The organism is Tritonibacter scottomollicae (genome assembly GCF_032924845.1).
Taxonomy (GTDB): Bacteria; Pseudomonadota; Alphaproteobacteria; order Rhodobacterales; family Rhodobacteraceae; genus Epibacterium; species Epibacterium scottomollicae.
Window position 1 is genome coordinate 38,386 of sequence record NZ_CP136704.1, and the last position, 26,149, is coordinate 64,534.

Annotated in this window: 20 protein-coding genes and 8 pseudogenes; 19 read left to right on the top strand and 9 right to left on the bottom strand. The window is 58.4% G+C overall.

Features of this window, described 5'->3' with window-relative positions; all coding sequences use genetic code 11:
- The first annotated feature begins 377 nt into the window (after positions 1-377).
- The 7 genes and pseudogenes from urtA to R1T40_RS00925 form a co-directional block, all read left to right on the top strand.
- Positions 378-1,655 (top strand): urea ABC transporter substrate-binding protein, encoded by a 1,278-nt coding sequence (gene urtA / locus R1T40_RS00895; RefSeq protein WP_317386921.1) that lies wholly within the window; start codon positions 378-380, stop codon positions 1,653-1,655.
- Positions 1,656-1,722: 67 nt separating this feature from the next.
- Entirely contained in the window at positions 1,723-3,651 is a 1,929-nt protein-coding gene (gene urtB, locus R1T40_RS00900) for an urea ABC transporter permease subunit UrtB (protein WP_317385537.1), read from the top strand.
- A gap of 4 nt (positions 3,652-3,655) precedes the next feature.
- Positions 3,656-4,837: an urea ABC transporter permease subunit UrtC gene (gene urtC / locus R1T40_RS00905; protein WP_317385538.1), complete on the top strand. Its 1,182-nt coding sequence runs from the start codon at positions 3,656-3,658 to the stop codon at positions 4,835-4,837.
- On the top strand, positions 4,834-5,589 hold the full coding sequence (gene urtD / locus R1T40_RS00910) for an urea ABC transporter ATP-binding protein UrtD (protein WP_317385539.1): 756 nt from the start codon (positions 4,834-4,836) through the stop codon (positions 5,587-5,589). Before urtC ends, urtD begins: the two co-directional genes overlap by 4 nt.
- Positions 5,576-6,271, top strand: coding sequence for an urea ABC transporter ATP-binding subunit UrtE (urtE, locus tag R1T40_RS00915; protein ID WP_317385540.1), 696 nt, complete (start codon positions 5,576-5,578; stop codon positions 6,269-6,271). The genes urtD and urtE overlap by 14 nt, the downstream gene beginning before the upstream one ends.
- Positions 6,272-6,525: 254 nt before the next feature.
- Positions 6,526-6,887: pseudogene (locus tag R1T40_RS00920) on the top strand (transposase); the annotation flags it as partial.
- Positions 6,886-7,032 (top strand): annotated as a pseudogene (locus R1T40_RS00925) (integrase core domain-containing protein); the annotation flags it as partial. The pseudogenes R1T40_RS00920 and R1T40_RS00925, both read left to right, overlap by 2 nt.
- A gap of 59 nt (positions 7,033-7,091) precedes the next feature.
- Here the strand turns inward: R1T40_RS00925 and R1T40_RS00930 are convergent.
- Positions 7,092-7,355 (bottom strand): annotated as a pseudogene (locus tag R1T40_RS00930) (transposase); the annotation flags it as partial.
- A 215-nt stretch (positions 7,356-7,570) separates the two neighbouring features.
- Here R1T40_RS00930 and R1T40_RS00935 point away from each other — a divergent pair.
- Positions 7,571-7,795 (top strand): annotated as a pseudogene (locus tag R1T40_RS00935) (transposase); the annotation flags it as partial.
- 123 nt (positions 7,796-7,918) lie between these two features.
- Here R1T40_RS00935 and R1T40_RS00940 read toward each other — a convergent pair.
- The gene (locus tag R1T40_RS00940; RefSeq protein WP_317385541.1) at positions 7,919-9,340 is read right to left on the bottom strand and encodes a sulfotransferase family protein; all 1,422 of its coding nucleotides are present in this window, start codon (positions 9,338-9,340) and stop codon (positions 7,919-7,921) included.
- 621 nt (positions 9,341-9,961) lie between these two features.
- Between R1T40_RS00940 and R1T40_RS00945 the strand changes: the two are divergent.
- The 5 genes and pseudogenes from R1T40_RS00945 to R1T40_RS00965 all read left to right on the top strand — a co-directional run.
- A pseudogene (locus R1T40_RS00945) lies at positions 9,962-10,731 on the top strand (IS5 family transposase).
- A gap of 328 nt (positions 10,732-11,059) precedes the next feature.
- Positions 11,060-12,064 (top strand): ABC transporter substrate-binding protein, encoded by a 1,005-nt coding sequence (locus tag R1T40_RS00950; RefSeq protein WP_317385542.1) that lies wholly within the window; start codon positions 11,060-11,062, stop codon positions 12,062-12,064.
- Positions 12,064-13,101, top strand: a complete 1,038-nt coding sequence (locus tag R1T40_RS00955; RefSeq protein WP_317385543.1) for a FecCD family ABC transporter permease — start codon at positions 12,064-12,066, stop codon at positions 13,099-13,101. The genes R1T40_RS00950 and R1T40_RS00955 overlap by 1 nt, the downstream gene beginning before the upstream one ends.
- Positions 13,098-13,862 (top strand): ABC transporter ATP-binding protein, encoded by a 765-nt coding sequence (locus R1T40_RS00960; protein WP_317385544.1) that lies wholly within the window; start codon positions 13,098-13,100, stop codon positions 13,860-13,862. Before R1T40_RS00955 ends, R1T40_RS00960 begins: the two co-directional genes overlap by 4 nt.
- Positions 13,863-13,934: 72 nt before the next feature.
- A pseudogene (locus R1T40_RS00965) lies at positions 13,935-14,214 on the top strand (integrase core domain-containing protein); the annotation flags it as partial.
- A gap of 216 nt (positions 14,215-14,430) precedes the next feature.
- Here R1T40_RS00965 and R1T40_RS00970 read toward each other — a convergent pair.
- Positions 14,431-14,898, bottom strand: a complete 468-nt coding sequence (locus tag R1T40_RS00970) for a hypothetical protein (protein WP_317385545.1) — start codon at positions 14,896-14,898, stop codon at positions 14,431-14,433.
- Between the two features lie 707 nt (positions 14,899-15,605).
- Between R1T40_RS00970 and rsgA the strand changes: the two genes are divergently transcribed.
- Both rsgA and R1T40_RS22240 read left to right on the top strand, forming a co-directional pair.
- Entirely contained in the window at positions 15,606-16,580 is a 975-nt protein-coding gene (gene rsgA / locus R1T40_RS00975) for a ribosome small subunit-dependent GTPase A (RefSeq protein WP_317385546.1), read from the top strand.
- A 550-nt stretch (positions 16,581-17,130) separates the two neighbouring features.
- On the top strand, positions 17,131-17,442 hold the full coding sequence (locus R1T40_RS22240; RefSeq protein ID WP_394805006.1) for a transposase: 312 nt from the start codon (positions 17,131-17,133) through the stop codon (positions 17,440-17,442).
- 218 nt (positions 17,443-17,660) lie between these two features.
- On the opposite strand, the gene R1T40_RS00980 is transcribed toward R1T40_RS22240, so the two are convergent.
- Both R1T40_RS00980 and R1T40_RS00985 read right to left on the bottom strand, forming a co-directional pair.
- Entirely contained in the window at positions 17,661-18,797 is a 1,137-nt protein-coding gene (locus R1T40_RS00980; RefSeq protein ID WP_317385547.1) for an acyl-CoA dehydrogenase family protein, read from the bottom strand.
- Positions 18,787-19,974, bottom strand: coding sequence for a CaiB/BaiF CoA transferase family protein (locus tag R1T40_RS00985; protein ID WP_317385548.1), 1,188 nt, complete (start codon positions 19,972-19,974; stop codon positions 18,787-18,789). The genes R1T40_RS00980 and R1T40_RS00985 overlap by 11 nt, the downstream gene beginning before the upstream one ends.
- Before the next feature lie 97 nt (positions 19,975-20,071).
- Here R1T40_RS00985 and R1T40_RS00990 point away from each other — a divergent pair, with 97 nt between their 5' ends.
- From R1T40_RS00990 to R1T40_RS22335, 3 genes and pseudogenes are all read left to right on the top strand, one after another.
- Complete coding sequence (locus tag R1T40_RS00990; protein ID WP_317385549.1) at positions 20,072-20,983, top strand: LysR family transcriptional regulator; 912 nt, start codon at positions 20,072-20,074, stop codon at positions 20,981-20,983.
- 105 nt (positions 20,984-21,088) lie between these two features.
- A complete protein-coding gene (locus tag R1T40_RS00995) occupies positions 21,089-21,250 on the top strand; it encodes a hypothetical protein (RefSeq protein WP_317385550.1) in 162 nt (53 codons plus the stop codon).
- A gap of 62 nt (positions 21,251-21,312) precedes the next feature.
- Positions 21,313-21,504, top strand: a pseudogene (locus R1T40_RS22335) (integrase core domain-containing protein); the annotation flags it as partial.
- 120 nt (positions 21,505-21,624) lie between these two features.
- Here the strand turns inward: R1T40_RS22335 and R1T40_RS01005 are convergent.
- Positions 21,625-21,993, bottom strand: coding sequence for an ATP-binding protein (locus R1T40_RS01005; RefSeq protein WP_317385551.1), 369 nt, complete (start codon positions 21,991-21,993; stop codon positions 21,625-21,627).
- Positions 21,994-22,045: 52 nt separating this feature from the next.
- On the opposite strand from R1T40_RS01005, the pseudogene R1T40_RS01010 reads away from it, so the two are divergent.
- Positions 22,046-22,240: pseudogene (locus tag R1T40_RS01010) on the top strand (hypothetical protein); the annotation flags it as partial.
- A gap of 116 nt (positions 22,241-22,356) precedes the next feature.
- Here the strand turns inward: R1T40_RS01010 and uxuA are convergent.
- The 3 genes from uxuA to R1T40_RS01025 form a co-directional block, all read right to left on the bottom strand.
- Positions 22,357-23,526 (bottom strand): mannonate dehydratase, encoded by a 1,170-nt coding sequence (gene uxuA / locus R1T40_RS01015; RefSeq protein ID WP_317385552.1) that lies wholly within the window; start codon positions 23,524-23,526, stop codon positions 22,357-22,359.
- Between the two features lie 67 nt (positions 23,527-23,593).
- Complete coding sequence (locus tag R1T40_RS01020) at positions 23,594-24,325, bottom strand: FCD domain-containing protein (protein WP_009175524.1); 732 nt, start codon at positions 24,323-24,325, stop codon at positions 23,594-23,596.
- Complete coding sequence (locus R1T40_RS01025) at positions 24,322-26,133, bottom strand: glycoside hydrolase family 2 protein (RefSeq protein WP_317385553.1); 1,812 nt, start codon at positions 26,131-26,133, stop codon at positions 24,322-24,324. Before R1T40_RS01025 ends, R1T40_RS01020 begins: the two co-directional genes overlap by 4 nt.
- Between the last annotated feature and the right edge of the window lie 16 nt (positions 26,134-26,149).

The window sequence follows — 26,149 nt, forward strand, 5'->3', positions numbered from 1 at the left end:
CCGACTAGCCTAATCTGGATCCAATAGAACGATACTTTGGCTGCAGGCCATTTGCAGCGCGTCCATTACGAATTCGCACGAACTATTAATTGAGTCTGATGCTTGAATTTTGGGAACAGTCAATAAAACTGCCTGCGAATTAGGCGACTGTTCTGCGGCGCAGCAATATCCACCACCTGAGGGCTTGTAAGCTAACCGACTAAGAATTGACCTAAAGGTAGCTTCGGCAAAGAACGCTACGGACGGGACAATCTTGCAGGATCCACCCCGCCCGCAGCTACAGCAAACGCTGTGCGTCAAGACTTGGTCCTTTAGGCGTCTTCGTCAAGGATGGCCAGCCATGCCGCACGCCCAACGGGGATTACCTCATGAACATTATGACTAAATACTCACTCGGTGTGACTGCCGCATTCTTTATCGCAGGATCAGTCGCGGCACAGGATTGCGCTGATCCAATTAAGGTCGGCGTGCTGCACTCGCTGTCCGGCACTATGGCCATTTCGGAAACTACGCTGAAAGACACAATGGAATTGCTGATTGCGCAGCAGAACGAAGCGGGCGGCCTGTTGGGCTGCGAGATCGAGGCGGTCGTTGTTGACCCTGCCTCTGACTGGCCCTTGTTCGCTGAAAAGGCACGGGAACTGCTGACTGTGTCCGACGTGGACGTGATCTTCGGGTCATGGACGTCAGTTTCGCGCAAATCCGCGCTGCCCGTTCTGGAAGAACTCAACGGCTTGATGTTCTACCCTGTTCAATATGAAGGCGAAGAATCCTCGCGCAATGTGTTCTACACGGGTGCGGCCCCCAACCAGCAGGCCATTCCCGCAACCGATTATTTCCGGGAGGAACTGGGGGTCGAGAAATTCGCTTTGCTCGGCACGGATTATGTCTACCCCAGAACCACCAACAACATCCTTGAACAATACCTGATCGACGCAGGCATTCCCGAGGAAAACATCTTCGTCAACTACACGCCGTTCGGGCATTCCGACTGGTCCACGATTGTGGCGGATGTGGTTGAGCTGGGCGCAGATGGCAGCCAAGTGGGTGTGATCTCGACGATCAACGGCGATGCCAACATCGGCTTCTACAAGGAACTGGCCTCTGCGGGCATCTCTGCCGATGACATTCCTGTCGTGGCCTTCTCGGTGGGTGAAGAAGAACTCTCCGGTCTGGATACTTCGGACCTCGTCGGGCACCTCGCCGCTTGGAACTATTTCCAATCCGCCGAATCCGAAGCCAACGACGAATGGGTTGCCGCATGGAAAGAGACCATGGGCGAAGAGCGCGTGACCAACGACCCGATGGAGGCCCACTACATTGGCTTCAACATGTGGGTGAACGCCGTCGAAGAGGCCGGAACCACCGATGTCGACGCAGTGCGCGAGGCGATGTACGGGCAGGAGTTCCCGAACCTGACAGGCGGCACGGCGGTCATGCTGCCCAACCACCACCTCGCCAAGCCCGTGCTGATCGGTGAGATCACGGCAGACGGCCAGTTCGATATCATCAGCCAGACCGAAGAAGTCCCCGGCGATGCATGGACAGACTTCCTGCCTGAATCCGCTGTCCTCACCTCGGATTGGAAAGACCTCGGCTGTGGTATGTACAACACCGAGACCGAGACCTGCGTTCAGCTGACCTCGAACTACTGATCTCCTCACCGCCCCGGACATTTTGGTGTTCGGGGCGGCCCTTGAAGACCGTCACCGAAAGTTATCCATGATCCGTGTATTGCTCAGTCTCGTCTGGCTTGTGGTCACTGTTGGCTTGGCCGCGGCGCAGGATCTGCAATCGGTATTGCAGACCCACGCCGAAGAGGTCGCCTCGCCGTCACGCAATTCCGTCAGCGTGGTGCTGGATGACCTGGCAGACCTCGGGTCGCCGCAGGTGTCCGTTTTTCTGGAACAATGGGCCGAAAGAAACGTCTGGCAGGATGACGCGACCAGCCTGTTCTATATCGGCGCGGAGGACGGCGACGCGATTGCCCTGACCGATCTGGACAGCGGCGAACAATCGACTGCTGCGTCTGACGGATACACTCAGATACGGCCGAACGGCGGTGTGCGCCGTGTTATCGGATCTGCGCTGGTGCAATTTCAGCTGACGGACCCGGACCCCGACCGGCGCCGGTCCGCGCTTGAAAGCATCGGCAGGCGGGCGGATGCCAGCCAGTTGCCCTTGCTCGAAGCCTCGCTTGAGGGCGAGGCGAACCCTGACATCCGTGCCCGCAAGGTGCAGTTGATCAATTTCCTGATCGCGCGTTTTGGGGAGGACACGGTCGACCGTGTCGTCGCGATTGAAAGCCTGTCGTCCGACACATCTGTCGAAGCGCGCGCGGTTCTGAGCCAGATCCTGTCCACGTCCACTGACGTCACCGACGGCGAGCCGAGCGGCAATATCGCCCGCGTCCTCGATCCTTCGACTGATCCTGCGGCCTTCTACTCTGAACTCGTCGAGGCTGATTTGGCCCCGCCCTTGGTTTCGCCCGGTGACATAAGGGCCGCGCTTGAGGCCAATATCGTCGATGGCCGCGTCGGGGGCGTGCCGATCGCGCAGCTTGGCACCGACGTCTTGCGTGTCCAGGCCTACGCCGCGCTGGCCGCAGACGGCCTCGTCCCGCCACTTGTCACGCAGGCAGACGTGGCCGCAACGCTGTCGAGTTTCACGTTCTATGAAGACTACGACGAACCCGACCCCACCATCACTGACGCCGCCCGCGCCACGCTCGACACAGTAGAGACACGTGTGGGGCTTGAGCAGACGTTCGACCTCACACTCGACGGGCTGTCGCTGGCGTCAATCTATTTCCTGGCAGCGATTGGGCTGGCGATTACGTTTGGCCAAATGGGTGTCATCAACATGGCCCACGGCGAATTCATCATGATGGGGGCGTACACCGGCTATGTCGTGCAGCTTTTCGTTCCCGATTACACGATTTCCCTGATGATTTCCCTGCCGCTGGCCTTTGCGGTGACCTTTGGGGCAGGGGTCGCCATGGAACGTCTCGTGATCCGGCACCTTTATCACCGCCCGCTCGAGACCTTGCTCGCGACCTTCGGCATCTCGATCGCGCTCCAGCAGATCGCCAAGAACATCTTCGGGACGCAGGCCCGCCCGCTGACATCGCCCGAATGGCTGGGCGGAGCGCTGGTGATCTCGGACGTGATCCAGATCAGCTACATCCGCATTGCGATTTTCGTGTTGGCAATCGTATTCCTGTGTTTTCTGCTGTTTATCCTCAAACGCACGCGGCTTGGCTTGGAAGTGCGTGCCGTGACACAGAACCCGGGCATGGCCGCCTCTATGGGCATCAACCCGGACCGCATCAACATGATGACCTTCGGGCTCGGCTCCGGCATTGCGGGGGTCGCGGGGGTCGGCATTGGCCTTTATGCACAAGTCACATCCGAGATGGGTGCAAACTATATCGTACAGAGCTTTATGACGGTCGTTGTCGGTGGCGTCGGGTCGGTCTTTGGCACTTTGGCGGGGGCGGGCTTGATCGGGTTCCTGCAAAAAGGGATCGAGTGGTTGAATCCGTCCAACACGCTGGCCGCGCAGACCTACATGATCCTGTTCATCATCCTGTTCATTCAGTTCCGACCCAAGGGCATCGTCGCTCCAAAGGGCCGGGCGGCAGCGGATTGATCCCATGAGCCAAACACCCCCCCCTCGCAAATCCTTCATCGTGCGCAACCCATCGGTGCTTTACTTTCTGGCCGCTCTTGCGCTGTTCACTGTCTTCGTCGCAGTGATGTCCGAAGCCACGGGTGCGGGCCTTATCTCGACCTCCTTCGTCAAGACACTTGGCAAGACGCTGTGCTTTTGCCTCATCGCGATCGCGATGGACGTGGTGTGGGGGTATTGCGGGATCCTGTCCTTGGGCCACTTCGCGTTCTTTGGCATCGGCGGCTACGCTATCGGGATGTGGTTGATGTATGCCCGAACCGAACTGATCGTTGCACAAAGCCTCGCGGGGCAGGTCATTCCTCCGACCCAGCAAGAAGTCACCGATGCGATCGGCAAACAGATCTTTGGCGTCGTAGGATCGTCAGACTTCCCTGCCATCTGGATGTTTGCCGACAGCCTGTTCATGCAGCTCGCTATTGTAGTGTTGGTTCCGGGGCTGCTGGCGTTGGTGTTTGGCTGGCTTGCCTTTCGAAGCCGTGTCACGGGCGTTTACCTGTCGATCCTCACGCAGGCCATGACATTGGCGCTGGCGCTTTACCTGTTCCAGAACGACAGCGGATTGCGGGGCAACAACGGACTGTCAGGCTTGCAGAACATTCCGGGCTTTGCCGACAGCGGACAGGATGTGATCTCACTCGTTTTCTTTCTTGCCTCCGCGGCAGCACTCGCCTTGGGGTATGTGGTGTTTGCTTGGATCACCGACAGCAAGCTGGGCAATATCATTCAAGCCATCCGCGATGATGAGTCCCGCGTTCGCTTTCTGGGCTATCACGTCGAGAGCTATAAACTGTTCGTCTTCACGATTACGGCGATCGTCGCAGGTATTGCAGGCGCGCTTTATTACCCGCAAGCAGGGATCATCAACCCCGCCGAAGTTGCTCCGATCGCGTCTATTTACCTCGCCGTTTGGGTCGCCATTGGCGGGCGCGGTCGGCTGTATGGCGCGGTGATCGGTGCGGCGTTGGTGTCATTGCTCTCCAGTTGGTTCACGGGCGGCGGAGCACCGGATATCGACCTGGGCTTCTACAAGATACAGTGGGTCGATTGGTGGCTGGTGCTGCTGGGCGTGACGTTCGCGCTGGTCACACTGTTTGCCCCCAAGGGCATCGGCGGGCTGTTTGACAAATTGGTGCGAAAATCATGAGTACACTTCTCGAAATGTCGGGGATCTCCAAGAATTTTGATGGGTTTCAGGCCATCACAAACCTGAGCCTTCAAATCGGTGAACCTGAACTGCGCGCGGTGATAGGGCCAAACGGGGCGGGCAAAACCACCTTCATGGACATCATCACGGGCAAGACAAAACCGGACGAAGGGCGCATCCTGTTCGGGGATGACAGCCGCTCGCTCATCGGGATGTCCGAAAGCGAAATCGCCAGCTTGGGTATTGGGCGTAAGTTTCAGAAACCGACCGTTTTCGAAGCCCAGACCGTGCGCGAAAACCTGGCAATGGCCCTTAAAAACCCCCGCGATGTTTTCTCGGTCCTGCTTTATCGCAAGACGTCTAAGGGCGCCGAGCGGATTGAAGAAATTGCTGATGAGATTAACCTGACAGACCAGCTGACCCGCCCCGCCGGCGAGCTGAGCCACGGGCAGAAGCAATGGCTTGAGATCGGAATGCTTCTGGCCCAGTCGCCGCGTCTGCTGTTGGTCGATGAACCCGCCGCCGGCATGACGGCCCATGAACGTGAACACACGACCGATATCCTCAAGAAAGCGGCCCAAACCCGCGCAGTGATCGTGGTCGAGCATGACATGGAGTTCGTTCGGCGGCTGAATTGCAAGGTCACCGTATTGCACGAAGGGTCGGTACTGGCCGAGGGGTCGTTGGATCACGTGACAAAGAACAAGACGGTCGTAGATGTCTATTTGGGGCGCACCGATGCTGGCGATTGAAGATCTGAACCTGAAATACGGACAGTCCCAAATCCTGACCGGGATCACGCTGACCGCGCCTGTCGGTCAGGTCACCTGCGTGACGGGGACCAACGGGGTTGGTAAAACAAGCCTTATGAAGGCTATCGCGGGGCGGCATCCGTTCTCGGGTGGGTCGATCACATTGGATGGCACGGCGATTCCGCCAGGACGTGCCGCCGTGGCCGCTAAGTCAGGCGTTGGATACGTGCCGCAGGGCCGCGAGATCTTTCCATTGATGACCGTCGAGGAGAACCTTGAAACAGGTTTCGCCTGCCTGCCAAAATCCGACCGCACCATTCCCGATGATATCTATGACCTCTTCCCCGTTTTGGCGGAGATGAAATCCCGCCGCGGTGGAGATTTGTCCGGCGGCCAGCAACAGCAGCTTTCTATTGCGCGCGCGCTTATCGCACGCCCCAAAGTTCTGTTGCTGGACGAACCAACCGAGGGCATTCAACCCAATATTGTCCAAATGATTGGCCGCACTATCCAGCTGCTCCGAGATAGGGGCAATCTGGCAATCATCCTTGTCGAACAGAATTTTGAGTTTGCCTACCTCAACTCTGACCATTTCCACATCATGCAGCGTGGACAGGTCGTGGACTCCGTTCCAAAGTCGCACGCCAAGAGAGAAGACCTGCTGAAGGCGCTTGCACTCTAGCAGCGATTCACCAAAGCGAACTTGAAATTCAGATTGCAGTATTCGCAGCTTGCCGCAGAAGCGCTCTGCCCAGTTTCGACGATATTCATCGTTTCATCCGTCATTAGCACTTGGCTAACTGGGAGAAGTGCCACCCGTCCAACAATGGTCGACTTAAGCCGGTAGCATCGGTTGTCTGTTAGGCTCTGGACCCATTAATTTGGTTGCCGTTTGCGGGCGATCTTGATTCAAGCTCCCAAACGTTAGGGGGCGCGATGAGCAACCTTTTCTGGCTGATTGACGATCAAATGGCCCGGCTTCGACCGTACTTTCCGAAGAGCCATGGCAAGCTACGCGTTGATGACAAGCGTGTCCTGAATGGCATTATCTTTATTAACCGCAGTGGCTTGCGTTGGAGCGACGCACCAAAGGAATACCGTCCGCCCAAGACGCTTTACAACCGCTGGAAGCGGTGGGGCGACATGGGCGTGTTTGCTCGGATCATGGTGGGGCTTGCTTCGGAGGGAACAGATCGGAAGACGGTCATGAACGACGCGACTTACCTCAAGGCGCACCGCACGGCCTCCAGCCTGCGGTTGAAAAAGGGGGGCGTGGTCGGCTGATCGGGCGTACGAAAGCCCCAACAGAACGCCTATATCGAGCGCTACAACCGCACCGTTCGTGGCGAATGGCTAGGCCAATATATCTTTGAAACCATTGAGGAGGCACAGGACCAGGCAACTGAATGGCTCTGGACTTACAACAACGAGCGACCCAACATGGGGGCGCTGTTGCACAAATCAGCTAACAGCCAGAGTTCCCCTTTCCCCGGACACACTTACGGGATGGTGACGTCCAAGGCCTTTTGGCGACGCGACAGGGTGCTGAAGTTAGGCACGGACCAGCCAAGGCCGGACAGTTCCAGCAGGCTTGCAACGAACCCTGTCGCCTGGCGGAGTGGCAGCCCGAGGAGGATCTTCAGGGTCAGGCAGGCCTGGATCGCGGCGTCGCTATAGGACTGCTGGCGTCCGCGCCGCCCGGACGGCACCGCCTCCCACTGCATAGAGGGATCGAACCAGACGGTCAGCGAACCGCGCTGCCTCAGCGCCTGATTGTAGCTCTTTCAGTTGGTCGTCTTGTATGTCGTCTTCGGAGGTCTGCTCATGCTGCACAGCTAGCATGCTGGATCCACGAGATGAATCCCCAGGGATTTGCGCAACAACGCCCAACATGGGCATCGGCGGCATGACACCCGCCATGAAACTAAAAACAGCCGCATGAATTCTACGGCTGAGCCCCATTAAAAATGGGGGATTACCCCGTGACGCCTTGACAGAAAAGGGCATTAAGCCCTGCATCCTAGGACGGAAGTCGCACGACAAACCTATCAAATACGACAAGCGGAGATACAAGAGGCGCAGTCGGATCGAGATCATGTTCGGCATGCTCAAAGACTGGCGGCGTGTCGCAACCCGATATGACAGGTGCCCGAAAGTCTCCCTCTCCGCAATCGCGCTCGCAGCAATCGTCTTGTTCTGGCTTTAAAACAATGAGTCTGGAGCCTAGTGTCCGAATTCTAGGGGGCAGCTGAGAAGACGCCATGCGTCGTGAGCCGCCCCTTGCCGGTCCCTCATTTATAACGAACGTACGCGGTTCACCTGACACTTGCTACGTCCACAACGCGCGATCCTGTTCTTCCCAGGCGTGAATCCAATCCCAACCTCCAAGAGCATGGATGAGGGGTTGGAGGAAATCTTCATAGTCGTGCCAACGTCCCAGACCCTTCCTGTTCACTCCCTGCCGGACCTGCGCCACCGACGCCGTCTTGACCATGATTGGTGATGCCTCTGGGTTAAAAACGTTTTCTTCCAGGGGGAGTTCCAAGAACGCCAAGATCTCCCTCAGTTGCATCTCAGAGTTGTCGATAATTTCCCGATAGGACTGCATCCGGAAGCTGCAACCCAACTTGCTCTTCATGTCATCTGCGGACTTTTCAGATTGTAGAATGTAGTGAGCAATGCGTTCCTGAGACTTGGTGAACTCATTTGTATTGCCAGCGAAATTATTCGACAGGAGGGAAAGCCCGACGTCTAAGGGGTGCCTTTTCATATAGACAAATCGAGCCTCAGGCATGGCCTGTGCGGCGAAGCCAAGTTCGAATATGTTTCGTGGCATCTTATCAATGATCCACGGCTTTAACTCCGTGAGGAAATTTGAGATCCCCTTCAGATAAAGAGTTCTGGCCTTTTCTCTGTTCAGCTCAGACAGGTTTTCACACCAGGTCCAGTTGGCTTCACTTCCACCACATTCGTCTCGAATATGAGCCTTTGCAACCTGCAAGGCAGTGCTTTCGCCAACAGTGGCAACTGCCGAATGCGAGGCCAACATCGTCTCAAGGAGTGTTGTACCGCTTCTGGGGACACCGGTGATAAACAGTGGGCGTGATTTCTGCCTGTTTGAAGCTGGAACTTGCAACGAACTCGCCTTGAAGGTCTCTACTTGGCTCTCCACCAAAGCCTCCAAGGCTGCCGAGTCGTAACCCATTGCGATACAGTCCTTCGAGGCTTGAAAGAACTCCATTGCTTGCGCGAAATCACCTTCTCGGCTGGCGATGCTTCCGAGAGTGTTAAGCGCGGATTCTCGGTCTTTCTCCGGTGTTTTCCGCGCTTTAGCTGCGCGCTTCAGCCGATTGACTTGTGGGCTTTCAGGGGGGAGCGGGTCAACGACATGCAGGGCGCAAATGAGAGCAACCTCGTCTGGTTTCACCTGAAGGGCTGCTTCAAATGCCTGCTTCGCGGCTGACTTCTCTCCCAACGAAAGCATTCGACTGCCACGGCGGCTGAGCAGGGTCACATCATAGGGGTCCTGCTCCAAGAGCCACTGTAGGATCATCATTGACTGTTCGGTGCGACGCATCTCCCAATAACAATCTGAGGTTAGCTTGAGCCACTGCTTGTCTTCCGGAGTTTCCTTTAAGCGTTGGGTCAACAAGACCAAGGCGTGCTGTAGCTGTCCTTCGTTTATGAGGTTGCGACAAACCTCGATGGTAGCTCCCGTCTTGGCTTTGCCTTTTTGGAAACGCGCGTTCACGACGTCAATTCCTTTCTTTCTGCCCAAATTTCTCAAGGCCTCCATCCAATATGCTCTCCGCAATGTTCTCTCGTTTTGCCGAACGAGAAGGGGCGTCTAAGCTTAGGTTTGAATATGAAAATTTTCACAATGCAATTGTGCTGGGATGTATTTAAACTCTCGACCTCAACTTGGCTGCATACAATGAAGCTCCCTGCGCCTTTAGGCACCGGACTTAAATGAAAGGTACTCGGGATTCCTTTGATTTTGGTTAAAATGCACGAAATCATTCGCATTATTCAACGTTCGGAATGCGCGGGACAGGATGAGTTTATGCGTTGGGCCAACCTGATTGCGCCGGTCTAGTCAAGGAGGCCGCTAGGCCGACGCGAGATCTTGTTTAGGAACTAAAGCGGCAGAGATCGGAAGTTTGCCGTTGCCGCATCGCTACGAGGTTGCAGACTTCAGGCCTCAGACCGCGAGTTTCCAAATGTCGCGATTATGCTGGGGGTGTTGCACAAATCGGAAAGAGGGCTTCACTTGGGATCAGGATGCATCGATCTCGGCCACGCTGCGTGATTCACGTTTCGAAAAACGGAGCGGTGATTATGAGCGACCTTTTTCTGACTGGCCGACGAGCAGATGGCACGCCTGGAGCCTTTCTTTCCGACGTCTCATGGCAAGCCTCGAGTTGATGACAAGCGTGTTTGAGAGGGATTATCTTTATCAACCGCAATGGGTTAAGGTGGCGCGATGCTCCTGCCGCCTATGGCCCCCACAGTTGAAGGGGACCGTCGCCCCGGAAACGCTCTACAGCCACTGGAAGCGCTGGAGTGAGAAAGGTGCTTTCGCTCGGATGATGGTGCGTCTGGCCGCCAATCACAGAGAGCAGAAGACCGTGATGATCGAGGCGACGTATCTGAAAGCCCATCGGACATCCACCAGTATGGCCGTTAAGTAAGAAGGATCAATTCCCCGACGAACGGGGGCGTGGACGCCTGATCGGCTGGACCAAGGGCGGCATGAACACCAAGCTGCACGCCATCTGCGACAGTAAAGGCCGCCCGCTCAACTTCTTCGTGACCGCTGGACAGGTCAGCGATGATATTGGCGCACGAGCTCCGCTCAGTGGTCTGACAAAGGTCGACTGGTTGCTTGAAGATCATGGCCACGACGCTGGCTGGTTCATAGAAGCATTGAAAAACAAAAGGATACGCGCCTGTGTACCTGGCCGAAAGAAACGCAAGACGCCAGTCAAATCTGATAAGCGCCGGTACAAACGGCGCAATCAGATCGCAATCATGTTCGGCAGGCTCAAGGATTGGCGGCGTGTGGCGACCCGCTACGATCAATGCCCAAAGGTTCTCCTTTCGGCGATCGCCCTCACAGCTCTCGTCATCTATTGGTTATGAAGCCTGGCGTGGTGAAATCTGCACCTGTCTTGCAAGTGATAAGTTCGCGGGCCAGCAAAGAGATCCTCTGGAGCGGCTTGTCCACACCCTAATGGCGTACGTCCGGTGTCCGTTGTTCGAAGCTACCATTTGAACGAGACAACTTGCCCGCAGATACGGTCAAGCCCGCCACTTGGGCCTCGGCGGGAGAGCTTGATCGCTTGGGTTCGAGGGCTTCCCGTTGCAACTTTAGAATGCTGATGGAAACCCGACAAAAGTACTCTTGTATGTGCGGGAAGAAGCTTGTACCCGATTTCCGATAAAATAACTCAAGTAAGAGATCGCTTCGATGAACAACGCTTACTCCCTTGCATTTTCAATCGCTTTGGCGATGTCAGCGACTGCCGTTCAGGCGCAGACGGAATATCCCTTGGTGATCGATAACTGCGGCCAGTCGGTTACCTTCGAAGAGGCGCCGCAGAACGCCGTGGCCCTAGGTCAGAATAGCGCCGAAATCATGCTGTTGCTGGGCCTGGAAGACAAGATGGCCGCCACCGCCTTCTGGCCTAATTCTGTGCTTCCCGAACTGGCCGAGGCCAACGAGAAGATCGAAGTGCTGACAGTGGAATTCCCGACGCTGGAAGCCGTGTTTTCGACGCAACCCGACTTCGTAGCCGCCATGCTCACCACCCTGCTTGGTCCCGATAGCAAAGTCGCCAAACGGTCGGATTTCGAAGAGCTGGGCATTCCGACATACCTGTCGCCAAGCGCCTGTTCCACAACGCTGGACGCGAACGATGCCTACGGATCGCGTGTTGAACTCTGGAGCATGGACCTGCTTTACAAGGAGATTGAGGACCTCTCGCGGATCTTCGACGTCGCTGACCGCGGGCAAGTACTGATCCAGGATTTCAAATCGCGCGAAGCGGCGCTGCGCGAACAATTCGCAGAGACGGAGGGCCTGACCTTCCTGTTCTGGTTCTCCAGCCCGTCGCCCGCCGATGACGCCTATCTTGGCGGTGGCAATGGCCCGTCGGGCTACATCGCGGACATCCTTGGCGGCTCCAACGCCATCGTGACAAAGGCGGACTGGCCCGCCGTGGGGTGGGAAAGCATCATAGCTGCTGACCCGACAGTCTTTGTCGCGGCGCAGGTGGATCGCAACCGTTGGGATCTGGACACCGCCGAGAACAAAGTCGACTTCCTGACTTCGGCCGCCGCCGTCAGCCAGATGGATGCGGTCAGAAACGGTCGGATCGTTGTCATGAACGGCGCTGCGATGAACCCCAGCATTCGCACCCTTTACGGTGCCGAGCAGGTGGCAGATCAACTGAAGGCGCTTGATCTACCGTGATGGCCTATGACACATCAGAGGGCGGTGCCGCGCGGCTCGTCCTCTTCCTTTGCCTGTCCCTGATCGTCCTGATATTCGCCGTCGCCGCCGCGACGGCGATTGGCGATTATAACATACCCTTGCGGACGGTCTTCCTGTCCGTGACCAACGAAGTGGGCCTGACCAGCGCTGGGATCGCGCCTATCGAACAAAGCGTGGTTTGGAATCTGCGCTTAAGTCGCGCGCTGGTCGCGGCGCTGGCGGGGGCCGGGCTAGCGATCTGCGGGGCGATCCTACAGGCGCTCCTGCGCAACACGCTGGCCGAGCCTTTCGTGCTTGGCGTGTCTGCGGGCGCCTCGACCGGGGCGGTCTGTGTCATCGTGCTGGGCATTGGCGCGGGCGGCCTTTCACTTTCGCTTGGGGCCTTTGGTGGGGCCTTCGCTGCCTTTGCGCTGGTGGCGCTGCTGTCCAACGGCGCGACGAGCGGGCCGAACCACACGATCCTCGCGGGGGTCGCGGCTTCGCAGCTCTTCAACGCGTTGACCTCCTACATTGTGACAACTTCGGGCAATGCACAGCAGGCGCGGGACGTGATGTTCTGGCTGCTGGGCAGCTTCGGCGGAGTGCGATGGCCGGATTTCCAGCTTCTGATCGGAGTCGTGATCGCCAGCCTTGCCATCTGCATCTGGATGGCGAGGTCGCTGGACGCCTTCACCTTCGGTGACGAAGACGCGGCGGCGCTCGGCGTGCCAGTGGCCCGTATACGCCTCGTGCTGTTCGCCGTGACCGCGCTTCTGACCGCGACCATCGTCAGCATGGTCGGTGCGATCGGCTTCGTGGGACTCGTGGTGCCGCATGCGGCGCGCTATTTGGTGGGCCCACTGCACATGCGGCTGCTGCCGGCCAGCGCCATGATCGGCGCGGTTTTCATGGTGATAGCAGACATTACCTCGCGCTTGATCGCTACACAGCAGACAGTGCCCATCGGGGTCGTCACCGCGCTGGTCGGCGTCCCGTTTTTCGCCATTATCCTCTACCGCGCGAGGCCGCAGACATGAGCGTTGTTGCTAAAAACCTGATATGGGGCGTGAAGCGCCGTACCATCGTGTCGGACGTGTCGCTGACGGTTGCGCCGGGGGAAACCTTGGGGCTGATCGGCCCCAACGGATCGGGCAAGTCGTCCCTGTTGCGGCTATTGGCGGGTTTGAAACGCCCCATGTCTGGCCAAGTCGAGATCAACGGGCAGGACATTGCGCAGGTCCCGCGCAAGGCGTTGTCACGACAGGTTGCCTTTGTCCAGCAAAGCGTGGCCACCGACACGAATGTCACCGTAGCGGATGTCGTGCGGCTTGGCCGGACCCCGCACCGGTCTGCCCTTGCAGGCTGGTCCGAGGGGGATGAGGCCGCAGTGGCCCATGCGCTGGATCGTGTCGATATGGCGTCGCGTAGGAAACAGGCGTGGCAGACCTTGTCGGGGGGCGAGCGCCAGCGCGTGCATATCGCCCGCGCTCTTGCGCAGTCCCCGCAGGTGATGTTCCTCGACGAGCCGACGAACCATCTTGATATTCACCACCAGATCGAGATCCTGCGCATGGTTCGCGATCTGGATCTGACCAGCGTCGTCGCACTGCACGATCTCAACCTTGCTGCCATGTTCTGCAACCGGATCGTAGTGCTGGAGGCCGGAGCTGTCCGGGCCTGTGGCACGCCCGAAGAGGTCTTGACGCAAAAGACCCTTCGCGAAGTGTTCCGCGTCACAGCCCAGATCGTCGGAATGCCGGGGGCCGACCGCCCGCATATCAGGTTCAGCCCGGAATGAGGCAGGCGGCATCGAAGGCGGCATCACTTGTCACGATGAGGTAAACACCGGTGTTGAGATCCAGTTGGAGCCCCTGGAAAACCGCAGCAGCATGCAATCATCGAGGCATTCAACGCTAGCCTATAGGATGAGCTTCTCAATCAAGAATTGTTCGATACCCTGGACGATGCCCGCCGCAAGCTGGTGCTGTGGCGCTACGATTCTGACAACCCCAGGTCGCACTCTTCGCGGGGTAATAAAACGCACAGGTAAGCGCAGCATGCGCTTGAGAAATTTGTGCTCCTCGCCCGCCACGCTTGCCCAGCCCGAAGCCGGCGACTACCAAAATCAAACCCGCAGTCTCGGGTTATGAGCGAGGGGCCAGCGGGGGACACGTCTCGCGCCACCTGCGCGTCGGTCAGCCAGAAGAGGTGGCTCAACTCACCGCTCTCTTCTTGAAACCGTGAACCACGCGCTCTTGCGGAAATCAATGCATCCTGAACCTAGAATAAAGGGCCCCTCCCATCGCGGGAAGGACCCTTTCATTTCTATTCGCCATCACCAATGTGCTGCAGCGAGTGGGGCAGTATTACCCTTGATTGTAGGATTGTCCCTCAGCGGTGTTACCAATGCCCGGCTCCAACACGTCGGAGAGCTCGGCTTCGTCAATTTCAGCCATGTCCGCGACACCGTCTTTGTTCACGTCGACTTCCTCGAAGACCTTCTTGGTAAGCGATGGGTACTCTTCCTTCAGTTCAGAGAAGGTCAGTGCACCTGCCTCGTCCACACCATTCGGAGATGGGTCATAGGTGCCGTTGTCCGGTGCAACGCTCAACTCTTCGTTCAGGACACCCGACTGCTCGGCTTCGTCAACCTCTGCCATATCGGCCACGCCGTCTTTGTTCACGTCTACCTGCTCAAAGACTTTGCGGTCGAGCGCGGGATAAGACTCTTTCATTTCCTTGAAGGTCTGGGCGTCCGCTGTGTTGAGATCAGCCATTGCCGGAACAGCCATCAGGGCGGAGATCGCGGCCGTGGTCAGTGCAAAACGTTTCATAGTGTTGTCCTCCTTTTCAGGATCGCAGTGTTTCGTTAGAGGCTTGTGCCTCCGTTGCAAGCCATCAACACGCCACATCCAATGTTGTTCCTGACAATCTTGTTTCAGTGAAGAAGACGTGATCGGACCGCCTATATCTCACTCTCGTGGACACCGCACAGATGTCTGGCCACACACTCCAAATGCTCCCGGATCGTCCTATCTTCGCAAGAGCTGCAATTGACTAATCTGATGGGACCGCGTCGTGGCATCGGTCGACAGATGCGGTTTCCGCAATGGATTGTCAGCTCCCGAAGGTGGATCTGTGTTTGCATATGCGCAGGTTTCGCAATCCGGCGGCTTCGCCGACCTTGGGCCTAAACGCGACTTAATCAATGGCGGCTGACTGGGCATGAAGGTTGTGGCTGGGGTGATCATGGCCATGAGCCATTACCTGCACGACCGTACCGGCGGGGCGATGCCAACTTGACACTGGAGTACGAGCGGGAGTGCCGGACAGGCATTCAGATCGCAAACCACATTTTTGGGGATGCTCGTATTTGCGAGGGCCCCGTCAGGCCATGAACTTGAAGTCATGAGGTGCAACACCGGAAACGGTGCCGCCGAAACACTTGCCATGAAGGCTCAATCACACCATTCAGGGATTTGTGGAAAAGCAAGACCATCATATCCCCGCATCATTGCACGCACTTGGCTGGACAACCGCCTTGCAAAGTCAACTTGGCCTTGAAGACGCAGGTCTTGAGCCGATGCGGGTCTCCGCGGTGCATCGGTCGAAGATGACGGCTGTCTCTGTTGATGGGCAGGCCAAACTGAGCCTGCCTGCGGCGATGACAACTGCAGATTTCGCCGTGGGGGATTGGGTTCTGGCCGATCCTCACAGTTATCAACTTTCCCGCCGACTGGACCGCCACTCGCTGCTGCAACGTCAGACCGTCGGGGCGCGGCAGCTGCAACTGATCGCGGCGAATGTGGATACAGTATTTATCGTCACGTCCTGTAATGACGACTTCAATCCTGCCCGCCTGGAGCGCTACCTGGCTTTGACCAACGAAGCAGGAACTGGCGCTGTGATTGTGTTGACCAAAGTGGATCAGACGCCTGATGCGGCAAAATTCCAGCGCGAGGCCGCGGCGTTGCAGCGGGGATTGCCAGTGGTCTCGATCAACGGAAAGTCACAGGATGCGATTGCTGCCCTCGCGCCTTGGTGCGGCGCGGGACAGACCGTGGCGCTGATCGGATCGTCTGGCGTGGGCAAATCAACGCTGCTAAATACTCTGGCCCAGAAATCCAAAGATGAGGCGCAAGCCACCGGGGGCATCCGCGCAGATGACGCAAAAGGACGGCATACCACCACGTCCCGTTCCCTGCACACCATCGAAGGTGGTGCTTGGGTGATCGACACGCCCGGAATGCGCACCTTGCATGTAAGCGATCTATCAGCCGGTCTCGATGAGCTTTTTGCCGAGATCACGGAGCTGGCTCCCGATTGCCGATTTCGCGATTGCACGCACAAGCATGAACCCGGTTGCGCGGTGCAGTCCGCGGTCGCCGCTGGGACGCTAGATCCCGCGCGTCTCGCGCGGTGGAGTAAGTTGAGGGATGAAAACGAACAGAACACGCCCGTTGTGACGGGCGCGCGCGGGAACAAGAAAATGTCAGTGCGGGGTCGACGGCGCTGAGCCGGACTAAGCCAACTCTATCCGCACCGAGAGCGCCGCTCGTTGCTGGACGCGCAACCGGCCCTTGGCGGTCGCTCAACTCAAGGCGGCATGCTGCACTGATGTCCGTTAAAGAGGGGGGGGTGGCTCCTGCTCCACTTGCGTCGCGCTGCGCCATAGTGCGGATGCCTGCAATGGATATGAAGGCTCATGTCGAACGTGGCAAGTCGGACGACATGGACGCAGAAGTAATCTTTGAGGCGTGACGCGCCCAACGATGCGTTTCGTGGCGATCAGGACTGAGGAACAGCAGGGCGTTCTGTTCTTCCACCGCGCCGTGATCTGATCGTGCGGCAACGGACCCAGCTCAGCAACATGCTGCGCGGCCTGTTAGGCGAGTTTGGCATCGTGATTGCCCGAGGGATTGGGAGCGCCGTGAAATTTGCAAAGTCGGTACTTCACGGCGATTGGCCAAGCATTCCTGAAGTCGCCATGGATGTCCTAACGAACCTGTGCGATCAGATGGTTGCTCTGCACTTGCGCATTATCTCGTACGATAAACGCATTCTGCTTGAAGGCCGGAAAGACCCAAAGGTCATGCTGCTACGAACTCTTTCTGAGGTCGGCCCTGCGACCGCCTCGGCCACTGTTACGACAGCGAGCCGACGGGCATCAGTTCCGCGTTGGGCGCGAATTTGCGGCCTGGCTGGAGCTAAAACCCATAAGTCGGTCCAGCGGCGGCAATGAAGGTCTGGAGCGCATCTCCAAGATTAAAGATCGATACCACAGGCGTCTTCTGGTCACCGGCATGCCTGCCAGATTGAACCCGATGAAGGACAAACCAGACCGCCCGCATCATCTGGGCGGTTCTAACCCGCATTGAAAGGAACCGGCTTCACACTGCGTAGTCGCTGAGAAAAGAACACCTGTGACGCAAGACCATTGAGATAGTGGAGCAATGTCAACCCGCCCGCCGAGACTCCCCGCCGAAGGTCAGGGACACGTCGTTGTCCGCGAAGCGATTTGGGACTAGGTCAGCGGACCTCATCGGGGCCAGCGGCTGTCTGCGCTGCACACACAGACATGCGGCTAACCTGAAAGCTAACTCAGAAGTTCGCGGGCAATGATGGTTCGCTGTATTTCCGAGGAGCCTTCGTAAATCCTGAAAATCCGCAAGTCGCGCAAGTAGCGTTCCAGCGGAAAGTCGCGGGTGTAGCCGTAGCCGCCGTGGATCTGCAGCGCCCGGTCTGCGATGCGCCAGGCGGCCTCGCTGGCGTATAGCTTGGCAAAGGCCGAATCTGAGGAATACCGCTCGCCGGTGCCGCGCTTGCGTGCGGCTTGAAGGCCCAAGGCCCGCGCGGCAGCCAGTTCAGTGGCACTGTCGGCCAACATCCACTGCAGCCCTTGGAAACTGCTGATCGGCCGTCCGCCGACCTCGCGTTCTTTGGCATAGGACACGGCCGCATCCAGCGCGGCGCGCGCGATGCCGGTGGCCTGTGCGGCGACTTCGATACGGCCGTTGTCCAGCACCTTCATTGCGGTGCGGAACCCGGTGCCTTCGTCGCCCAGCCGGTTTTCCGCGGGCACATGGCAGTCAAACGAGATCGGGAACACATGACCGCCGCGCAGGCCCATGGTTTCCTCGTGCTTGCCGATGTCGACACCATCAGTCTTGCCCGGTTCCACTACAAAGGCGCTGACCCCGCGAGCGCCTGCCTCGTTGTCAGTCTTGGCATAGACCACGATGAAATCGGCCTCGCCCGCGTTGGAGATGAAGCATTTAGAGCCCTTCAGCCGGTAGCCGTCGCCGTCCCGGGTGGCGGTGCTGCGCATGTCCGCAGGGTTGGAGCCAGCCATCGGTTCTGTCAGAGCAAAAGCGCCAAGTGCCTCACCCGCTGCGGCGGCTGGCAGGACGCGCTGTTTGAGCACCTCATCCGCACCCAGAAGCAGTGAATCCGTCGCCAGCAAATGGGCCGTCAGCATCGAGGCGGTAGAACCGCAGGCCCCCGCGATAGCCTCCACCGCGCAATAAAGTGCAGGCCCGGACAAACCGATGCCGCCATACATTTCGGGCAGGTTCATGCCCATAATTCCCATTTCTGCCAGTGCTGCGCGGTGCAGGGTTGCAAATTGGGACTTTGCATCGATTGCCGCAGCGGCAGGTGCCAGAACCTCGCTGGAAAACCGTTCGATCTGGGTGGTGACGGCCTGTTCTTCGCTGTTCAGATCAACGCTCATCGGGGCTCTCCCTGTTTTGCCAAAGCTGTTGCAGTATGTTCTGGGTGTGGGCGCCTAAAGCGGGCGCTGACTGGCGCTTGCCACGGGGCGCACCGCTGAAATGCACCGGCTGCTCCGGCACCGTGAGCGTGCCAAGGGCAGGGTGCTCTACCGCCGAAGCCAGCCCGCGCGCCTGCGCTTGCGGCGAGCCCCAGGCCTCGGGCACCGAACACAGCGCCGCGGCTGGAATGCTTGCGCCTGACAGAACCGCCACTGCGTCCTGGGCACTAAGGTCGGCGGCCCAGCTTTCGATATGCTGCGCCAACGCAGGTTCGTTCTGCTGCCGTAAGGCATCGCTGGCAAAGCGTGGGTCGTCCGCCAACTCCGGCGCGTCGATGGCTGCTGCGAAGCGCGCAAACAGCCGGTCGTTCAGCACCGCGACGGTGAAGCTACCATCCCCGGCCGGATAGGTGCCGAAGGGGGCCGATAGGGCATGTTTGCTGCCCGTCCGCCTTGGCGTCTCGCCCGCCATCAGCGCGCGGCAGGCGGCCACCGGCATCATCGAGACAAGCGAGTCATAAAGCGCCAGATCAACATGCCGCCCGCTGCCGCTGCGTTCCCGGTCAAACAGCGCCACCATTGCTCCGAAGGCCGCGAACATGCCGCCTGCAACGTCGGCAAAGGCATCTCCCGCCATCATCGGCGGGCCGTCCTCAGCGCCGGTCATATCCATCAGCCCGCTCATCGCCTGGATGATGATGTCATAGGCCGGCAGCAACCGGTTCGGGCCTGTCTGGCCGAACCCGGACACAGAAACATAGACCAGCCGGGGACAGGCCGCACACAGTTTGTCCGCACCCAGCCCGAACCGCTCCATCACGCCGGGGCGGAAGTTTTCGACCAGCACGTCGCACTCTTCCGCCAGCGCCAATGCAGCCGCAGTCCCGTCCTCGGATTTCAGATCCAGAACGATGGATTTCTTGCCCCGGTTCACCGATTGGAACAGCAGGCTTTCGCCGTCCCTGAACGGGCCAATGTGGCGGTAGTCATCGCCCGCGGGCGGCTCCACCTTGATCACCTCCGCCCCGAGGTCGGCCATCAGCGCAGTGCAGTAGGGCCCTGCCAGAACTCGGGAAAAGTCCAGAACGCGGACCCCTTCTAGCGGCCTGCGGCCTGCTGTTTTCTCGTCGTCGAACATGCACCCACCATCAATTGCTTACTGGAAGGTAGCTTCAGATTGGATATATGTAGAAATACAGGATGCATATGATGGGTATACCCAATTGAATATACCATTGAACTTCCGACAGATTGAAATCCTGCTGGCGGTAGCGGACACCGGCAGCACCGCCGCGGCGAGCCGCGCGCTGAACACGTCTCAGCCTTCGGTTTCGCTGGCCATTGCCCGCTGTGAGGAAGTGTTCGGGCAAAAGCTGTTTATCCGCATTCCCGGGCGTGGGATGGAGCTGACCCCCGTCGGGCAGCACAAGGTCGCACAGCTGCGGGAATTGGAGAAACAGGCGCGCTGGGTTCTGAGTGGCGGTGAGGGTACGCCGGAATTCTTGAATCTGGGGGTGTTTTCAACCCTCGGACCACGCTATGCGCCGCAGCTGGTGCGCCGCTTTCTGGACGCCCGTCCCGACGCCGAAGTCCGTATCCTTGAAGGCGACCTGCAAACACTGTTCGACTGGCTCAGTGAAGGTCGGATTGACATGGCGCTGCTCTACGACTTTGGTATTCCGTCCGATTTTGTCATCACGCCTCTGATGGCAGCGAAACCCTACGCCCTGCTGCCGCAGGGGCACAGGCTAGCACAACAGCCCAGCGTTCGCGCCGAAGATCTGGCGCAGGAGCCGGTCATCCTAATGAACTTGCCTCACAGCCGCGGCTATTTCCTGTCTCTGTTGCAGAATGCAAGTGCTCCGGTGCGGGTGGCCCACGAAACCGGCTCGATCGAAATGTTGCGGACAATGGTAGCCAACGGGTTTGGTGTTGGCCTGCTGGCGACCGACCTGCCAGACGCCCCGTGCTATGATGGCAGTGCAGTGATCCGGGTTCCCCTCGCCGGGCGCCCGCCGCAGCATCAGATAGCCCTTGCCCATCGCGGCGCGGCGCTCAAACGGCCAATCACCCAAGCGTTTATCGCATTTGCCGAAACCTTTTTCAGCCCATCGCCTTGCCCGCCAGATGACCCCCGGCGAGAATAGAGGTGGTCGCGGGGATTTGGAGCAGTTGCTGAGCTTTAGCACCTGAGGGCGACGCGACCCTATATGACGAAACGAAAGCGCTGTTCAGCGGAGTTCAAGGCGAAGATGACACTGAAAGCCGTCCGCGAGGAACTGACCGCGGCCGAGCTGGCCAACAAGTGCAACATACACCCGGCGAACATGGCCATCGAGGGCATGGCGTCGGCGTTCGACGACGCCTCATTGGCTGAGCCGCAGATTTCCGAGAAGAACTCCAAAAAGCTCTAAGCCAAGATCGGCCAGTTGGTGGTGGAACGGGATGCTTCGCAGCGCTTTCGCGGCCCCACCGGGGTCACGGTCGCTGGATCGACAACCGTATAATCGAGCGGGCCTGGCGATCACTGAAGTACGAATGCATCTACCCGAACGCCCTCGAAACCGGTTCCGAGGCCCGCAACGGGATCGGCAGGTGGACTGCTTATTACAACGAAATACGCCTGCACTCATCACACGGGCGGCTGATCCCGGCTGAAGTCTATGATAGTCAGGCCATGAACCTGAAAGTCGCCGCCTGCCATGAAACCCATCCTATAGCTTTGATCGGCGGCAGACCGGTCGAATATCCGGGATCACCTCTAAACACGAACTCAACTTGCTGGAAATCACATGAATCGACATACTTGATCATGAGCTTCCATGATGGGCGGGTGATCAAGATTGAGACCCTTGATCATCCGCACCGACACCGATCTGTACCGGAGACAGTTTTCTTTTCGCCGTAAGGATGGGCCGGAAAGCTCGATGCGATGTGCAGCGATCGTCAGCCGATCAAGTATTGCATCCGCAATCGTTGGATTGTCGATGAAGGCGTGCCAGTTCTCGACGGGGAGTTGGCCGCAAACGATAGTGGCGGGCTCACCGATGCGGTCATCCAGAAGTTCCAGAAGATCATGCTTGCCAGTGGACTTCAGCTTGCTGACGCCAAAGTCGTCGAAGATCAGCAGGTCTGTCCGTTTGTACTTTGCCCGCAAGGGTGGCGCTGCCCTTCGAGACGGATAAGCTCGAAATCTTCGGGCATACGGGACAGGGTACCACGTCCGGAGCCGGATCGAGGCAAAGATGCGCTGCTTAAAGGCATTCGGCGAGCGCATTGCCGTAAGAGCTCCCGACCGCCAAACCGCCGAAACCCACATCCGCATTGAACTCATCAACCGCTTCAACGCACTCGGCACGGCCGAGATCACCCGCGTCGCCGAAGTTCGGAGGGAAAAGTGGTAGTCAGGCCTCAAAAGGGAGTTCTGCAACGATGCCAACTGAATTGCTTTGCGTGAAATCACTTGACTGAAGCAACCCCGTTACCGAAGCCCTGATGCTAGGGGGCGGATTGAGGTCGATCATTCGGCTCTTTGCAGCCAATCCAGCGTGTGAAGCACTCCTCTCAATTCTGCCAGTCCACGCAGGCGCCCAATGTAGGGATAGCCCGGTGTGCTGTCGACGCGTTGATCATAGGCTAGCATATGGCCATGGTCCGGCCGGAATGGTAATTTGCGCCCCTGTGCAGACTCCGCAGCCAGCGCTGCCTTACATACTGCGACCATATCGACGTTGCCGAGCAGATGCGGAGCTTCGTGAAAGCTGATGCCATCCTCTTCGCGCAGCGTGGCGCGCAGGTGGAGGAAATTCACGTGCTCCCCGAAGTGTCTCAGCATGGCCGGTAGATCGTTGTCCGCACGCACGCCCAACGACCCGGTGCAGAACGTAAGGCCGTTTGCGGGGCTTTCTACCATGTGGACGACGTGGTCTAGATCCTCTGCGGTCGAGGCTACGCGCGGCAGACCAAAAATGGGAAAAGGCGGATCGTCTGGATGGATACCCAGCCGCACGCCCACCTCTTCTGCCACCGGCACCACACGTTGAAGAAAGGCGGCCAGATTAGCCCGCAGTCGCGTCGCATCAATGTCGGCGTAAAGAGCAAGATGCGACCGGAAACTGTCAAGGTCAAAGCTCTCTTCAGCGCCGGGAAGGCCAGCTATGATGGTGCGCGTAAGTGCCTCGCATTCCGGTTTAGTCATCTTCGCAAACCGGTCAGCTGCGTGTGTTACGATTTCCGGCCTGTGGTCCGCATCGGCGCCGTCCCGGGCGAGGATATGAATATCAAACACCGCCGCATCCACTGCGTCGTAACGCAGGCACAACGCACCATCAGAGAGGGGATACGTCAGGTCTGTTCGGGTCCAATCCAACAGCGGCATGAAATTGTAACACACTGTTCCAATGCCACAGGCTGCGAGGTTTCGTATGGACTGCGCCCAGGCGTCCGCCTTGTCTTCCCACCCCGGCGCCGCGCGTTTGATGTCTTCGTGGACGGGCACGCTTTCGACCACATCCCAAGTGAGGCCCGCCGCGGCGATCATGTCACGGTGCGCGGCAATCTGCTCGACTGGCCAGACGGTGCCGTTGGGCAGAGAGTGCAGGGCCGTCACAATACCAGTGGCCCCGGCCTGACGGATATCGGCCAGCGTTACGGGGTCATTCGGGCCAAACCAGCGCCAGGTTTCGATCATGCGATCCTCGTGTTCTTATCGTTAGGAGCGCGCCTACTTGCTAAAGGCGCTTTGGCAGTCTCCGGCCTCAGGTCGGCGCGGAAATAGATTGAAAGAGGTAGCCGTCGAAGGCCGGGTCATCGACATCAGACAGTTCCATCAATGTTTCCCGGACATGGGCAAGGTGTTGCCACATGGCAGCCCGCGCACCGTCGCGATCTTTGGTACGCAGGGCGGTCAGGATCTGTTGATGGTCTTCGAGCCAGTTCTGGCGGTACCCGGCATCAAAGATACGGTCGTGCAGTTTGGCCCACATCGGGCTCTGGTCCCGTTTGCGCCACAACTCATCGACCATGTCCACCAGTACCGAATTCTGCGTTGCCTCAGCAATCAGCCGGTGAAAAAGCTCGTCGCCGGAGTGATCCGTGCTGCCGGCCTCAATATCGGCGCGCTCCATCTCCAGCGCTTCGCGCATCCGCGTGATGTCGTTCTTCGTGACCATCTCGGCGGCAAAGGCGGCAATGGAGCTTTCTAGAAGCTGGCGCGCCTGCAGCAACTCAAATGGGCCGATATCGTCACGCTCAGGCGGGGCCTTTGTTGCAGAGGGCGTGGCCAGATAGATACCAGAGCCCTTGCGAACCTCGACCAGCCCATCAATTTCCAGCATAATCAATGCCTCACGTACCAACGACCGCGACACTGACAGCCGTTCGGAGAGCTGCCGTTCCGGGGGCAAGCGGTCGCCAACGGCAAACCCTTCTTCCCGGATCACACCCCGCAAGGCCTGTGCCACGTCCTGATAGCGCCGGTATTGGGTCATGCTGTCTCCTCGGGGGCTAATGGTGGTTGATGCTCAACTGCCGCGCGTTCGGCATAATAGGCGGCCAACCGATGGAATGCAGGTTTTTTGGTCGCCTTGTCACCGGCGATCAGTCCCTTGCGGTTCCAGCCGCGCTGAAAGATGCCCTGTCGCCGCTCCACTCGAAAATCATAGAGGATCCAAGGCGACATGCCCTTCACATAATCCAGCGCACGGAGTGTCGCGATCTGTTTGGCGTAAACCTCATCCTGATAGGCGAGGCTGAATAGTCCGCGTTCTGGTCCATGTTCGGTGCTGTCGCCGTCCGCGCCGGTTTCAGAGATGACCACGGGGCGGTCAGGCGCAGAATTGCGGCCAATCTCACCCAGTTCGTCAAAGTTCTCTTCGTACCAGCCATAGTATTCATTCAAGCCAATGACATCGATATGTTCAGCCAGCCGGTCCTCGATCTTTAGCTTTGCGTGGTTCACGAGGCAGGCGGCAGACGTCAGGCGGGTCGGGTCTTCAGCCTTGGCAAGATCTGCAAGCCCGCGCATGAAATCAAGCCGTGCATCGGTGTCAGGATTTTCGTTGCCCACCGACCAGATGATCACGCTGGCGCGGTTCCGGTCGCGGCGAATGAGTTCGCGCAACTGGTTCTCAGCATCCCGCCGAGTTGCGGGGTTGGAAAAGTCGATCGCCCAGTAGACCGGAACCTCCTCCCAGAGCATCAAGCCCATCTCATCAGCAATCTCGGCTGCTCTTTCGTGATGTGGGTAATGGGCAAGGCGCAGGAAATTACATCCCAGTTCCTTGGCGTGGGCAAACCGGCGACGGATGTCGGTCTCGCTTGTGACCTTTCCTTGCGTTGCATCGTCTTCATGCACGGAAATGCCTCGTAGAAAGAGAGGTTTGCCGTTTAGCAGGATCTCGGTTCCCTCGCGAGAGATGCTGCGGAACCCAACCCGATCTTGTACTTGATCCTCACCTGCGGTCAGCGACACGTCATAGAGCTTGGGATTGTCCGGCGACCACAGTTCGGGTGAGGCGGCAAGCGTCACATCACCCTTTCCTGCGATCAAGGGCAGCTCCGTGTCGATACCCAGCTCGGGAATCGAAAACCGCGCTGAGGCGCACGCGCCATCAACTGCGACCGAGACGCGGATCGCATTCCCCTCAAGGCGAACAAACAGATCGCGGATCACAACGGACGGTAGATCATACAGCGTGACCTCGCGATAGACGCCACCATAGTTGAACCAGTCGGTGTTTCGCATCGGCACACGGTCCCGCGTGCGCGTGTTGTTGACGCAGAGCATCAGCCAATTTTGCCCCGGCTTCAGGGCCTCGGTCAATTCCACGCAAAATGGCGTGGAGCCCCCGTAGTGGTTCCCGAGAAAAGCACCGTTCAAAAACACTTTACAATCATACTGCGCCGCACCGATGCGTAGCACCTGCCGGCGCCCCGGCACAGGGTCGTGCGTCAGCGGACGCGTATACCAGGCAGAGCCTTCAAAGAAGTACCACTTCTCTTTTTGCATCTGCCAGCAGGAGGGCACAGGCACCGTTTCGCCCATGTAGGGGTCATAATCCCAAGGTTCGATTCGATCCTCTGGGGCTTCTGGCGTCATGGCGAACCATTTTTGCCGCAGGCCGGTATCCAGAAGGTCGACGCAGAAGTTCCAATCCCCATCCAAAGACTGCCCTTGGCGGCCTCGGGTGAATATCAGCGTGTCGGCGTTGAGGTTTTGCGTATTGAAAGGACGGTCGTAATCCTCGTCATGCAAAGCTTGCAGCGCATTATCTGCGAGTTCGGAACGTTCGAGCATGGTGCCTGTGCCTGTC